The 13,155-nt window shown below is 65.4% G+C and carries 15 protein-coding genes; 10 read left to right on the top strand and 5 right to left on the bottom strand.

Annotated elements, in window-relative coordinates:
* Positions 1–39: 39 nt before the first annotated feature.
* Complete coding sequence (nadA, locus tag DPV79_RS12045) at positions 40–1,176, top strand: quinolinate synthase NadA (protein ID WP_021160750.1); 1,137 nt, start codon at positions 40–42, stop codon at positions 1,174–1,176.
* Entirely contained in the window at positions 1,173–2,057 is an 885-nt protein-coding gene (nadC, locus tag DPV79_RS12040; protein WP_021160751.1) for a carboxylating nicotinate-nucleotide diphosphorylase, read from the top strand. Before nadA ends, nadC begins: the two co-directional genes overlap by 4 nt.
* A gap of 90 nt (positions 2,058–2,147) precedes the next feature.
* On the opposite strand, the gene nadB is transcribed toward nadC, so the two are convergent.
* The 4 genes from nadB to radC all read right to left on the bottom strand — a co-directional run bounded on the left by nadB (position 2,148) and on the right by radC (position 5,324).
* On the bottom strand, positions 2,148–3,734 hold the full coding sequence (gene nadB / locus DPV79_RS12035) for an L-aspartate oxidase (RefSeq protein ID WP_048022600.1): 1,587 nt from the start codon (positions 3,732–3,734) through the stop codon (positions 2,148–2,150).
* Positions 3,735–3,894: 160 nt separating this feature from the next.
* Positions 3,895–4,062, bottom strand: coding sequence for a 50S ribosomal protein L33 (rpmG, locus tag DPV79_RS12030; RefSeq protein WP_006478046.1), 168 nt, complete (start codon positions 4,060–4,062; stop codon positions 3,895–3,897).
* Positions 4,063–4,079: 17 nt separating this feature from the next.
* A complete protein-coding gene (gene rpmB / locus DPV79_RS12025) occupies positions 4,080–4,313 on the bottom strand; it encodes a 50S ribosomal protein L28 (protein ID WP_004186391.1) in 234 nt (77 codons plus the stop codon).
* Positions 4,314–4,550: 237 nt separating this feature from the next.
* Positions 4,551–5,324, bottom strand: a complete 774-nt coding sequence (gene radC, locus DPV79_RS12020) for a RadC family protein (protein WP_113045523.1) — start codon at positions 5,322–5,324, stop codon at positions 4,551–4,553.
* 135 nt (positions 5,325–5,459) lie between these two features.
* Between radC and DPV79_RS12015 the strand changes: the two genes are divergently transcribed.
* The 8 genes from DPV79_RS12015 (at position 5,460) to DPV79_RS11980 (ending at position 12,671) form a co-directional block, all read left to right on the top strand.
* Positions 5,460–5,915, top strand: coding sequence for an FKBP-type peptidyl-prolyl cis-trans isomerase (locus tag DPV79_RS12015; protein WP_021160755.1), 456 nt, complete (start codon positions 5,460–5,462; stop codon positions 5,913–5,915).
* A gap of 2 nt (positions 5,916–5,917) precedes the next feature.
* The gene (gene ispH, locus DPV79_RS12010) at positions 5,918–6,898 is read left to right on the top strand and encodes a 4-hydroxy-3-methylbut-2-enyl diphosphate reductase (protein WP_021160756.1); all 981 of its coding nucleotides are present in this window, start codon (positions 5,918–5,920) and stop codon (positions 6,896–6,898) included.
* Between the two features lie 204 nt (positions 6,899–7,102).
* On the top strand, positions 7,103–7,846 hold the full coding sequence (locus DPV79_RS12005; protein ID WP_208866720.1) for an amino acid-binding protein: 744 nt from the start codon (positions 7,103–7,105) through the stop codon (positions 7,844–7,846).
* Between the two features lie 211 nt (positions 7,847–8,057).
* The gene (locus DPV79_RS12000; RefSeq protein ID WP_021160758.1) at positions 8,058–9,008 is read left to right on the top strand and encodes a branched-chain amino acid ABC transporter permease; all 951 of its coding nucleotides are present in this window, start codon (positions 8,058–8,060) and stop codon (positions 9,006–9,008) included.
* 18 nt (positions 9,009–9,026) lie between these two features.
* Entirely contained in the window at positions 9,027–10,196 is a 1,170-nt protein-coding gene (locus tag DPV79_RS11995) for an ABC transporter permease subunit (RefSeq protein ID WP_027786675.1), read from the top strand.
* Between the two features lie 24 nt (positions 10,197–10,220).
* On the top strand, positions 10,221–10,997 hold the full coding sequence (locus tag DPV79_RS11990) for an ABC transporter ATP-binding protein (RefSeq protein ID WP_021160760.1): 777 nt from the start codon (positions 10,221–10,223) through the stop codon (positions 10,995–10,997).
* Positions 10,997–11,713: an ABC transporter ATP-binding protein gene (locus DPV79_RS11985; RefSeq protein ID WP_042975782.1), complete on the top strand. Its 717-nt coding sequence runs from the start codon at positions 10,997–10,999 to the stop codon at positions 11,711–11,713. The genes DPV79_RS11990 and DPV79_RS11985 overlap by 1 nt, the downstream gene beginning before the upstream one ends.
* A gap of 286 nt (positions 11,714–11,999) precedes the next feature.
* Positions 12,000–12,671 (top strand): DUF2278 family protein, encoded by a 672-nt coding sequence (locus tag DPV79_RS11980; RefSeq protein ID WP_113045521.1) that lies wholly within the window; start codon positions 12,000–12,002, stop codon positions 12,669–12,671.
* 24 nt (positions 12,672–12,695) lie between these two features.
* Here the strand turns inward: DPV79_RS11980 and DPV79_RS11975 are convergent, their stop codons facing one another.
* Positions 12,696–13,151 carry a GNAT family acetyltransferase gene (locus DPV79_RS11975; protein ID WP_027786678.1) on the bottom strand — a complete coding sequence of 152 codons (456 nt, stop codon included), beginning with the start codon at positions 13,149–13,151 and terminating at the stop codon, positions 12,696–12,698.
* Between the last annotated feature and the right edge of the window lie 4 nt (positions 13,152–13,155).

Below are 13,155 nucleotides of genomic sequence, written 5' to 3'. Positions count from 1 at the left end.
GCGCTAAAGCGCTAACTTGGATCGACAGGAGATATGGAGATGCAATCGACGATCAAACCCGTCGAATACGATCGGCCCGTCGCAGCAGGGACCGTGTGCGGCGTGGGGCAAGCATGGGCCAAGGTGCCCGACGCACCGTCCGCCGAAGAGCGCGCTGCACTGAAGGCACGTATCAAGGCGCTGCTCGTGCGTGAAAAGGCCGTCCTGGTCGCGCACTACTACGTCGACGCCGAATTGCAGGAACTGGCCGACGAAACGGGCGGCTGTGTCGCCGACTCGCTCGAAATGGCCCGCTTCGGCCGCGATCACGACGCGCAGACACTGGTCGTCGCCGGCGTGCGCTTCATGGGCGAAACCGCGAAGATCCTGAGCCCGAACAAGCGGATCCTGATGCCCGACCTCGATGCGACCTGCTCGCTCGACCTCGGCTGCCCGGTCGACGAATTCTCGGCGTTCTGCGATGCGCATCCCGACCGTACCGTCGTCGTCTACGCGAATACCAGCGCCGCCGTGAAGGCGCGCGCGGACTGGATGGTCACGTCGTCGATCGGCCTCGAGATCGTGGCCGACCTGCATGCGCGCGGCGAGAAGATCATCTGGGCGCCGGATCGCCATCTCGGCAGCTACATCCAGAAGAAAACCGGCGCGGACATGCTGTTGTGGCAAGGCTCGTGCCTCGTCCACGACGAGTTCAAGGGCATCGAACTCGACCTGCTGCGCGCCGAGTATCCGGACGCGAAGGTGCTCGTCCACCCCGAATCGCCGGAAAATGTCGTCGCACAGGCGGACGTCGTCGGCTCGACGACGCAATTGATCGACGCAGCCGTGAAATTCGACGCGACGCGCTTCATTGTCGCGACCGATCTCGGCATCCTGCACAAGATGCAGCTCGCGGCGCCGGGCAAGACCTTCATCGCCGCACCGACGGCCGGCAACAGCGCAACCTGCAAGAGCTGCGCACATTGCCCGTGGATGGCGATGAACGGCCTCGCGAACCTCGCCGACGTGCTCGAACGCGGTCACAACGAGATCTTCGTCGATCCCGCGATCGGCGAGCGTGCACGTCTGCCGATCGACCGGATGCTCGATTTCGCAGCGGCGCACAAGAAGCGCGTGCAGGCGAGCGGCGATCTGCAGCGCGACCAGCAACTGTTTGCGAACGTGGGGGCTGCATGACGAACGCAGCCGTATCCCCGCTGTTCGACGTCGTCCGCGAGCAATACGGTGCGGCATTCGACGACGCGATCGCGCGCAACGTGGCCGATGCGATCGCGGAAGACGTCGGCACGGGCGACCAGACCGGGCGGCTCGTGCCGGCCGGCGGGCGTCGCCGGGCGCGCATCATCGTGCGGGAAGACGCCGTGCTGTGCGGTGTACCGTGGTTCGAGGCCGTGATTGCGCGAATCGATCCGGCGATCGTCGTGCAATGGCGCTATCGCGAAGGCGACCGGATGACGCCCGATTCGACCGTCTGCGAACTCGAAGGGCCGGCGCGTGCACTGCTGACGGCCGAGCGCAACGGACTGAACTTCCTGCAATTGCTGTCGGGGGTCGCGACTGCGACGCGCCGTTACGTCGAGCGCGTCGAAGGCACGCGTGCGAAGATTCTCGATACGCGCAAGACGCTGCCGGGCCTGCGGCTCGCGCAGAAATACGCTGTGCGTGTCGGCGGCGGCGAGAACCAGCGTCTCGCGCTGTATGACGGCATCCTGATCAAGGAGAACCACATTGCAGCGGCAGGCGGTGTCGGCGAGGCGCTCGACGCGGCGTTCGCGCTGGAGTCGGGCGTGCCCGTGCAGGTCGAAGTCGAGACGCTCGCGCAACTCGATACGGCGCTCGCGCATCGCGCGCAGTCGGTGCTGCTCGACAACTTCACGCTCGACATGATGCGTGAAGCGGTGCGTGTCGCGAACGGCAAGGCCGTGCTCGAAGTGTCGGGCGGCGTCAATTTCGATACGGTGCGTGCGTTCGCGGAAACGGGTGTCGACCGTATCTCGATCGGCGCGCTGACGAAGGACGTGCGCGCGACGGACTATTCGATGCGGATCGTCGACTGATCGCGCGACATAGCGTCTGACGAAAAAAAGCCGCTGGCGCGCAAACGCCAGCGGCTTTTTTGTGGGCCGCAGCCGGGAACGGCGTGGCGGTCAGCGGCGCGAGCGGGGCGTGAGCACGCTCGGCAGTGCCTTCGGCAGCGTGCTCGGCCAGTCGCGGCTGTAGTGCAGCCCGCGGCTTTCGCGGCGCGAGTACGCGCTTTTCACGATCAGTGTCGCCACGTCGACGAGGTTGCGCAGTTCGAGCAGGTCGCGCGTCACGCGGAAGTTCGCGTAGTACTCCTGGATCTCGTCGCGCAGCAGCGACAGCCGGTGCTTCGCGCGTTCGAGGCGCTTGTCGGTACGCACGATGCCCACGTAGTTCCACATCAGGCGGCGCAGCTCGTCCCAGTTGTGCGCAACGACGACTTCCTCGTCCGCATCCGACACGCGGCTTTCGTCCCACGCGGGCAGCGTGGCGGGCGTTTCGGCATCGAAGCCGGCCGCCTCGATCGCCCCGGCCGCCGCGCGGCCGATCACGAGACATTCGAGCAGCGAGTTGCTCGCGAGCCGGTTCGCACCGTGGAGCCCGGTGTACGACGTTTCGCCGACTGCATACAGGCCCGCGAGATCGGTGCGCCCGGCGAGATCGGTGACGACGCCGCCGCACGTATAGTGTGCGGCCGGCACGACGGGAATCGGCTGCTTCGCGATATCGATGCCGAATTCGAGGCAGCGCGCGTGGATCGTCGGGAAGTGCTCGCGCAGGAACGCTTCCGGCTGGTGGCTGATGTCGAGATATACGCAGTCGATCCCGCGCTTCTTGATCTCGAAGTCGATCGCGCGTGCGACGATGTCGCGCGGTGCGAGTTCGGCACGCGGATCGTGCGCGGGCATGAAGCGCGTGCCGTCGGGCAGCTTCAGCAGGCCGCCTTCGCCGCGCACGGCTTCCGAGATCAGGAACGACTTTGCATACGGATGGAACAGGCAGGTCGGGTGGAACTGGATGAATTCCATGTTGGACACGCGGCAGCCCGCGCGCCACGCCATCGCGATGCCGTCGCCGGTCGCGGTGTCGGGGTTCGTCGTGTACAGGTAGACCTTGCCGGCGCCGCCGGTCGCGAGCACCGTATGCGGCGCCTCGATCGTGATCGTGCGGTCGTTGTCGACGTCAAGCGCATACAGGCCGTGACAGCGGCGGCCGGGCAGGCCGAGGCGGTCCGACGTGATCAGGTCGATCGCGTGGTGGTTTTCGAAGAACGTAATGTTCGGATGCTGGCGCGCCCGCGCCGACAGCGTCGCGAGCACCGCGTGGCCGGTCGCGTCGGCCGCGTGGATGATCCGGCGGTGGCTGTGGCCGCCTTCGCGCGTGAGGTGGAAGCCGAGCTCGGCTGCGTCGTCCTTCGTGAACGGCACGCCCTGGGAGATCAGCCATTCGATCGCTTCGCGGCCGTGCTCGACGATGTAGCGCGTCGCGCCTTCGTCGCACAGCCCGCCGCCGGCGACCAGCGTGTCGTCGACGTGGTTCTCGATGCTGTCCGCCGAATCGAGGACGGCCGCGATGCCGCCTTGCGCGTTATCGCTTGCCCCCTCCATCATCGAACGTTTCGCGATCAGCGCGACACGTCGCGTGCTGGCCAGGTTGAGTGCGACCGACAGCCCTGCCAGGCCGCTGCCGACGATCGCCACGTCGAATTTCATGCTGCATCTCCATCGTTACGCTTTTGATCTTGTGCGTTCCGGCGGCCGCAGCCGCGGAAAGGGGAGAGCATACCGCGTCGCGCCGGAGCGTGCGCGCAAAACAAAAAGCCCCGCATGTGCGGGGCTTTTCGGTCGCCGTCAGGCTGGCAGAAACCGGAGATTACTTGATCTTGGTTTCTTTGTATTCCACATGCTTGCGGACGACGGGATCGAACTTCTTGATCGCCATCTTTTCCGGCATGTTGCGCTTGTTCTTCGTGGTCGTGTAGAAGTGACCCGTACCAGCGGTCGACTCAAGCTTGATCTTGTCGCGTGCGCCTTTTGCCATGATTGTGCTCCTTGGGCTTAGGCTTCGCCGCGTGCGCGCAGGTCAGCGAGCACGGAATCGATGCCGTTCTTGTCGATCAGGCGCAGGCCGGCGTTCGAGACGCGCAGGCGCACCCAGCGGTTTTCGCTCTCTACCCAGAACCGGCGGTTTTGCAGGTTCGGCAGGAAGCGGCGCTTCGTCTTGTTGTTGGCGTGGGAAACGTTGTTGCCGCTCATCGGCGCTTTCCCAGTTACTTGGCATACGCGTGCCATGAGAGCACTCCTAATACGCTAAATTCGGGGTTCGATCGCCGATGAAGGTTCCATCGTACCGCCACGTGATCCATGGCTGCACTCAGAACGCCGAAGCCCTTACAGACAAGGCCCTTCGATGGCTAGAACTGGTTGGAAAAAAGACAGACGGCGATTCTAGCAGAAAAAGTTCAGAAAAATCAAACCTAATTTCGCATCGCCGTTGCGGCGCCCTCAGGCGGGCCGCAACGGCACAGTCTACAGCCAACCGGCCCGTGCGAACGAAAAAGTATCACTGGTGCCGATGACGACGTGATCGAGCAGCTGAACGTCGACGAGCGCGAGCGCGTCGTGCAGCACGCGGGTCAGGCGCCGATCCTCCGCGCTCGGCTGCACCGCGCCCGACGGGTGATTGTGCGCGACGATCAGCGCGGCGGCGTTGTGCGCCATCGCGCTGCGCACGATCTCGCGCGGGTAGACGGCCATGCGCGTCAGCGAGCCGCGCGTGATTTCCTCGGTGTCGATCAGGCCGTGGCGCGCGTCGAGGTAGACCGCGGCGAACACTTCGTACGGGCGCGCGCCGATCTTCATCCGCAGATAGTCCTCGACCGCGCCGGGTGAATCGATCATCCGCTTCTCGCGCGCTTTCTCCTTCAGTACGCGCCGCGCGATCTCGGTGACCGCAACCAGCCGCGCGGAGCGCGCGGGGCCGATGCCGGGGTGCGCCTCGAAATCGTCGGCGGTTGCCTCGAGCAGCCCGCGCAACGTCTTGAACTGCCCGACCAGCGCGCGGGCCGTGACGAACACGTCGTGCCCCGGCTTGCCGGTGCCGAGCAACAGGGCGATCAGTTCGTCGTTGGTCAGCGCGGCCGGCCCGCGCTCCAGCAATCGCTCGCGCGGCCGCTCGGGCCGCCAGTCGCGCGGGCGGCGCTTGCGCCGGCGGATCGGGAGGCCGCGGCCGGGCGGATTGGCCGGCAGATCGGCGGTGTCGCGGCATTCGACGGGCGGCAGGGTGAGGCAGGGTGACAGCATGCTCGAAACTCCATTGGCGGCGGGCGGTATGCGCGACGTCGTCGCACTTTCCGCCTTGCGCGCTCAGGTGACTTACAATATTGGCTTTGCGCCGGGCCTTTCGGCCGTATCGGGCGCCGACCGAACGAGTAATTCATGAGCCTCATCGATCTATCCGAAGTGAAGCCCGGTTCCCACGTCACGTTGCATTACCGGCTGGCACTGGCCGACGGCGCCGACATCGTCAACACCTTCACCGACAAGCCGGCCACGCTGCTGCTCGGCGCGGGGCAACTGGCGCCGTCGCTGGAACAGATTCTGATCGGGCTCAGGGTCGGCGACCATTCGACTTTTCAGCTATCGCCCGAACAGGGGTTCGGTCCCCGCAATCCCGACATGCTCCAGCGCGTCACGCTGTCGACGCTGCGCGAGAACGGGATGGTCGGCGACGATTTCACGCCGGGCGAACTGATCGAGTTCAATGCGCCGGACGGCGGCCGGTACGCGGGGGTGCTGAAGGAAGTCAGCGAGACCTCGGCACTGTTCGACTTCAATCATCCGCTCGCGGGCCAAGCGCTCACGTTCGAAGTGAAAATCATCGGAATCCTGTAATCATGAGCACCACCGATACGCTGTCCGGGCAGACCGTCGCAGCCGACGCCGAAATCCTGCTGGCCCAGCCGCGCGGTTTCTGCGCGGGCGTCGATCGCGCGATCGAGATCGTCGAGCGCGCAATCGCGATGCACGGTGCGCCGATCTACGTTCGTCACGAGATCGTCCACAACAAGTACGTGGTCGAGGATCTGAAGAAGAAAGGCGCGATCTTCGTCGAGGAACTCGAGGAAGTGCCGGCCGGCAATACCGTGATCTTCAGCGCGCACGGCGTGTCGAAGGCCGTGCGCGACGAGGCCGACGTGCGCGGGTTGCGCATTTACGACGCAACCTGCCCGCTCGTCACGAAGGTGCACGTCGAAGTGGCGAAGATGCGCCAGGACGGCGTCGATATCGTGATGATCGGCCACAAGGGCCATCCGGAAGTCGAAGGCACGATGGGTCAGGTCGAGCGCGGCATGCATCTCGTCGAGAGCGTCGAGGACGTGCAGAAGCTCGAGCTCGCCGATCCCGAGCGCATCGCGCTCGTCACGCAGACGACGCTGTCCGTCGACGATGCAGCCGAGATCATCGGCGCGTTGAAGGCCAAGTATCCGAAAATCCGCGAGCCGAAGAAGCAGGACATCTGCTACGCGACGCAGAACCGCCAGGACGCAGTGAAGTTCATGGCGCCGCAATGCGATGTCGTGATCGTCGTCGGCAGCCCGAACAGCTCGAATTCGAGCCGCCTGCGCGAAGTGGCCGAGAAGCGCGGCGTGGACGCCTACATGGTCGATGCACCCGACCAGATCGACCCGGCATGGGTCGCGGGCAAGCGCCGCATCGGCGTGACGGCCGGCGCGTCGGCACCTGAAGTGCTCGCCCAGGCCGTGATCGCGCGCCTGCGCGAGCTCGGCGTGCGCAACGTCCGCGCGCTCGAAGGCATCGAGGAAAACGTGTCGTTTCCGCTGCCGCGCGGGTTGAACCTGCCGCCCGCTGCCTGATTGACGCAGCGCACCTGCGGACACACCGAAGCGCGCCTCCCGGCGCGCTTTTTTTTACCCGTCGGAATTGCAATCGCAACCATTCTTTGCATTCATGGTGCAACCGGGTTGCTCCCATCGTTTTCAAGCGTCTCTCAAAATTGGTTGCAATGCAGGAAAACCCCATCGAATCAGGATTATTGGCGTCCTATAAATGGAGTTACAATGCGCCCGTTTTCAGGCCTGAATGGCTTTGAAATCGGGTTTTGGCAAGGCGCGGGAGACCATTCGATGCATGTGAAGTTGGCTTACGCCGTGTCCGTCGCCGCACCGGTTGCAATGCATGCCGGCTGCAGCAAAAAGAGCGACGGCGGGGCGGGGAGGGAGGCTGCGGTGTTCGCGGCACCGCCGGCCAGCGGCGTGCGCGTCGCCGGAACCGGTCGTGCGGCACCGTTCGCGTGCCGCATCGCGCAATTGGGCAAGGACAAGGAAAACGGGGCACGTTTGGCGATCGAGGAAATCAACGCGCTTGACCTGGCGAACGGCCAGGCAGCGGGCACGCAGGTTGCAGCGCAGCAAGCCGCCGGTCGTGGCGTGACAGCGACCGTGCGCGCCGATCGACGCAGGCCGGCCATGGTGCCCGGCGCTGCGGGCAGCGTGCCGATGTCGCCGGCCTCTTTTCATTTCGATTCGACGAAACAGCGTGTTGCCGCGAGCCATGGTGTCGCGGCGCGCGGTCTGGTTCGTACGATGGATTCCAACGCAGTCCTGACGAATGTCGGGCGCGGCGTTCGCGGTGCCTTGCGGGGCAGCGCGACACGGAATCCGATCTGCCCGGATGCGGGGCTCGCCTCGCACCGGACGGGAAAAGGCACGGATGCCGGGCAACCGGACGATGGCCGTCTCGGCATGCTGCCCCACGACTTCAAGGAGGCCACGAACACCGTCCTCGATGTCGTGACGATTTAGCGACGGGACTCATGACGGCACCGGAACAGTGCGGTGCCGTTTCTGTATCCGCTCCGGCGGCAGGTCCGGCCGTACAGGCCGGGCGGCGCGCGCCGGGACGATCCACCCTTACCGGTATCGACTAGTACCCGCAGTGTCGCCGAGAAGGCGCGATTCCTCGCTTACCCGCGGGGCGCAGCGTCCTCCGGCAGCACGGGCCAAGGAGCTTTAAATGGATATTTTCGTCCAGCAGGTTCTCAACGGGCTGGTGCTCGGCAGTGTCTACGCCATCATCGCGTTGGGCTACACGATGGTGTACGGCATTCTCGGCATCATCAACTTCGCGCACGGCGACGTGCTGATGATCGGCGCGATGGTCGCCTTGTCGGCCATCACCGTGCTGCAGAACCATTTTCCCGGACTCGGCAACGTCGCGACGCTGACGATCGGCCTGGGCATCGCCGCCGTCGTCTGTGCGTTCGTGGGCTTCACGATCGAGCGCGTCGCATACCGGCCGCTGCGCCGCGCACCGCGCCTCGCCCCGCTGATCACCGCGATCGGCGTGTCGATCCTGCTGCAGACCGCCGCGATGATCATCTGGTCGCGCAACCCGCTGCCGTTCCCGCAGTTGCTGCCGACCGATCCGATCAACGTGATCAAGGCGACCGACACGACGCCGGGCGCCGTGATCTCGGTCACTGAAATCGTGATCATCGCGGTGGCGTTCCTCGTGATGGGCGGCCTGCTGCTGCTCGTGCACAAGACCAAGCTCGGCCGCGCGATGCGCGCGATCGCCGAAAGCCCGAACACCGCGAGCCTGATGGGCGTGAACCCGAACTTCGTGATCTCGGCGACGTTCATGATCGGCTCCGCGCTTGCCGCGCTGGCCGGCGTGATGATCGCGTCCGAATACGGGAACGTGCACTTCTACATGGGCTTCATCCCCGGCATGAAGGCATTCACGGCCGCGGTGCTGGGCGGGATCGGCAACCTCGGCGGCGCAATGGTCGGCGGCGTGCTGCTCGGCCTGATCGAGCAGCTCGGGGCCGGCTACATCGGCAACCTCACGGGCGGTGTGTTCGGCAGTAACTACCAGGACGTGTTCGCCTTCGTCGTGCTGATCATCGTGCTGGTGTTCCGTCCGTCCGGCCTGTTGGGCGAACGTGTCGCGGATCGCGCGTAACGGAAGGGAGCAAACAACATGACATCCATTCAACCGATTGAATCCTCGACGTCGCTCGTCGAAGAGCGCAACACCGCCAAGACCGTCATCATCGGCATCCTGACCGCTGCGTTCGTGATCGCCGCGCCGATCATCATCGGCTCGGCAGGCGGCAACTACTGGGTCCGCGTGCTCGACTTCGCGATGCTGTACGTGATGCTCGCGCTGGGCCTGAACGTGGTGGTCGGCTTCGCCGGCCTGCTCGACCTCGGCTACATCGCGTTCTACGCGGTGGGCGCGTACACGGCGGCATTGCTGAGCTCGCCGCACCTGACCTCGCAGTTCGAGTGGATCGCGGCGCTCGCGCCGAACGGCCTGCACATCCCGTTCCTGATCATCGTGCCGATCGCGATGGCGCTGGCGGCGACCTTCGGGATCCTGCTCGGCGCGCCGACGCTGCGCCTGCGCGGCGACTACCTCGCGATCGTGACGTTGGGCTTCGGTGAAATCGTCCGGATCTTCATGAACAACCTCGACCGTCCGGTGAACATCACCAACGGCCCGAAGGGGATCACGGGCATCGATCCGGTGCACGTCGGCGGCTTCAACCTGTCGCAGACGCACTCGCTGTTCGGCCTGCAGCTGCCGTCGGTCTACATGTACTACTACCTGTTCGTGCTGTGCTCGCTGCTGGTGATCTGGGTGTGTACGCGCCTGCAGCACTCGCGTATCGGCCGTGCCTGGGCAGCCATCCGCGAAGACGAAATCGCGGCGAAGGCGATGGGCATCAACACCCGCAACGTGAAGCTGCTCGCGTTCGCGATGGGCGCGTCGTTCGGCGGCCTGTCGGGCGCGATGTTCGGTGCGTTCCAGGGCTTCGTGTCGCCCGAGTCGTTCACGTTCTGGGAATCGATCGTCGTGCTCGCCTGCGTGGTGCTCGGCGGCATGGGCCACATCCCGGGCGTGATCCTGGGCGCGGTGCTGCTCGCGATCTTCCCGGAATTCCTGCGCTCGACGATGAGCCCGCTGCAGCACGCGCTGTTCGGTCATGACGTCGTCGATACGGAAGTGATCCGTCAGGCGCTGTACGGCCTCGCGATGGTGGTCATCATGCTGTACCGCTCGGAAGGCCTGTGGCCCGCGCCGAAGCATGAGGACAAGATCGCGAAACTGGCGAAGCGCAACAGCAAGAAGCCGGTGCGCGCTTAACCTACGGACACAGGGGATATACACATGAGCGACAAGCAAATCCGACTGTCCGTCAAGGGCGTGAACAAGCGCTTCGGTGGCCTGCAGGCGCTGTCCGACGTCGGCCTCGAGATCAAGGAAGGCGAGATCTACGGGCTGATCGGCCCGAACGGTGCCGGCAAGACGACGTTCTTCAACGTGATCACGGGCCTCTACACGCCGGACTCCGGCGAGTTCAAGCTCGACGGCTCGGAATACAAGCCGACCGCGGTGCACCAGGTCGCGAAGACGGGCATCGCGCGCACGTTCCAGAACATCCGCCTGTTCGGCGGGATGACGGCCCTCGAGAACGTGATGGTGGGCCGCCACGTGCGCACCAAGCACGGGCTGCTCGGCGCGGTGTTCCAGACGCCGGCCGAACGCCAGGAAGAGCGCGAGATCAAGGAACGCGCGATCGAGCTGCTCGAATACGTCGGTGTGCTGCAGTACGCCGACTACACGTCGCGCAACCTCTCGTACGGCCACCAGCGCCGTCTCGAGATCGCGCGCGCGCTCGCGACCGACCCGAAGCTGCTCGCGCTCGACGAGCCGGCGGCCGGGATGAACGCGACCGAAAAGGTCGAACTCACGCGCCTGCTCGACAAGATCCGCTCGGACGGCCGCACGATCCTGCTGATCGAGCACGACGTGAAGCTCGTGATGGGATTGTGCAACCGGATGACGGTGCTCGATTACGGCAAGGTGATCGCCGAGGGTCTGCCGCAGGACGTGCAGAAGAATCCGAAGGTGATTGAGGCATATCTCGGCGCAGGGGTGCACTGATGGCAGCGGCAATGTTGAAAATCAAGGGCTTGCAGGTCAACTACGGCGGCATCCAGGCCGTCAAGGGCGTTGACATGGAAGTCCGTCAGGGCGAGCTCGTGACGCTGATCGGCGCGAACGGCGCAGGCAAGACCACGACGATGAAGGCGATCACGGGTCTCAAGGCGTATTCGGCGGGCGACATCGAGTACGACGGCAAGTCGATCAAGGGCGTGCCGACTCACGAGCTGCTCAAGCGCGGCCTCGCGATGGTGCCGGAAGGCCGCGGGATCTTCGCGCGGATGTCGATCGTCGAGAACATGCAGATGGGCGCGTACCTGCGCAACGACACCGAGCAGATCAAGAAGGACGTCGACCGCATGTTCGGCTTCTTTCCGCGCCTGAAGGAGCGTGCGACGCAGCTCGCGGGCACGCTGTCGGGCGGCGAGCAGCAGATGCTGGCGATGTCGCGCGCGATCCTGTCGAAGCCGAAGCTGCTGCTGCTCGACGAGCCGTCGATGGGCCTGTCGCCGATCATGGTCGAGAAGATCTTCGAAGTGGTGCGCGAGATCTCGAAGGAGGGGATCACGGTGCTGCTCGTCGAGCAGAACGCACGCCTCGCGCTGCAGGCGGCCGACCGTGGTTACGTGATGGATTCGGGCACGGTCACGATGGAAGGCGATGCGAAGCAGATGCTCGACGATCCGAAGGTGCGTGCCGCGTATCTCGGTGAATGAGTGAGTGAATGAGCGGGCCCGATGGCGCGCGACGGCAGGTGCCGGGCGCGTCGCACACGGGCTTTCGAAAGGCTGTCACGGGATGCCGTGACAGCCTTTTTTTCGTGTCGTGCCATTCGGATCGAACTTGTGCGTTCGGATGCGACTCCATTCGACTGTTACGCCGCGCACGCGGCGCGGGGGCGATGGGGCGGCCACCCGCAGCGGGTCGTCCGCAGCCGGTCGCCCACAAACCGACACACGGGCCGTGTAGCATCGACGGCCCCTCGGGACACGGAGAGCACGCATGAGTCTGGACTACGGTTTCGTGAAGGCGAAGGTGACATCGGTGGCGAAGCTGAAGGGCTCGCCGCACGGCAGCGAGATCCAGTATCACATCCACCTGACGCTGGCGTTGCCGGGCGGCAACTGGGACGTCGCGATCAACGTCGGCACCAGCGACGCGGACGACTTGCTGAACTACAAGCTCGTCTACGATTTCCACCACCCGATCACGCAGACGCTCGCGGCCGCGGCCGAAGGTTATACCGACCTGACGGGGCAGGCCGCATTGCCCGCGCTCGACTACTTGCGCAGCGACATCCTGAACGAAACGGGGGCGTGGCGCGCGAGCGCCGTGATGGACGGCACCGAGAATCCGGAGCCGATCCCGTCGCTGCTGCGGCTCGTGAACGCCGCGCAGTCGCAGGAGCTCGACGTCGTCGTGTTCGGCCGCTCGTATGCCGAAGGCAACGGCATCCACGACACGCACATGAACCAGGGTTCGACCGGCTCGAACTACGTGCACCGTGCGGGCGACGACCACAACGACCACAACGACATCTGGCAGGACGGCGCGCTGATCGTGCGCGTGAGCGACACGCAGTGGGCCGCCTATTTCGCCGCGTTCGAGCAGCAGGCCGTGCCGACCGACGCGCTCGGCAATCCGCTGCCGGGCGCGGGGCCGATCACGCGCTGAGATCGCCGGCGGCCGGCTGTCGCGTCATGCGGCCGGCAGCGTCTTGCCGAACGAGATGCGCTCCTCGACGCGGTAGCCGAGCGCCGCGTAGAAGCGGCACGCGTCGTCGTTGCCCGGCAGCACCTGCAGGTTGATCTTCAGGCAGCCGCGCGCGGCGAGCGCGCGTTCCGCATGCGCGATCAGCGCGCGGCCGATGCCGAGCCGCCGCGCGTCGTTCGATACGCCGAACGAGTAGAGCCAGCCGCGATGTCCGTCGAAACCCGCCATCAGCGTGCCGACGACGCGTGCGCCGCTGGTCGCGACGAAAAACAGCTCCGGCTGCGTCGCGAGCTTCAGCTCGATCGATCGCATCGGATCGCGGTGCGGCGGCGCACCGGCTTCGTCGTACTGCGGGAACGCGTCGCGCCATACCGCGAGCACGGCATCGGTGTCGGCGCGTTCGAACGGGCGGATTGCGACAGCATCGGCGGCGGCATCCATCGGC

It is taken from the genome of Burkholderia reimsis (assembly GCF_003294055.1).
Taxonomy (GTDB): domain Bacteria; phylum Pseudomonadota; class Gammaproteobacteria; order Burkholderiales; family Burkholderiaceae; genus Burkholderia; species Burkholderia cepacia.
This window is presented reverse-complemented; position numbering and strand designations above follow the sequence as displayed.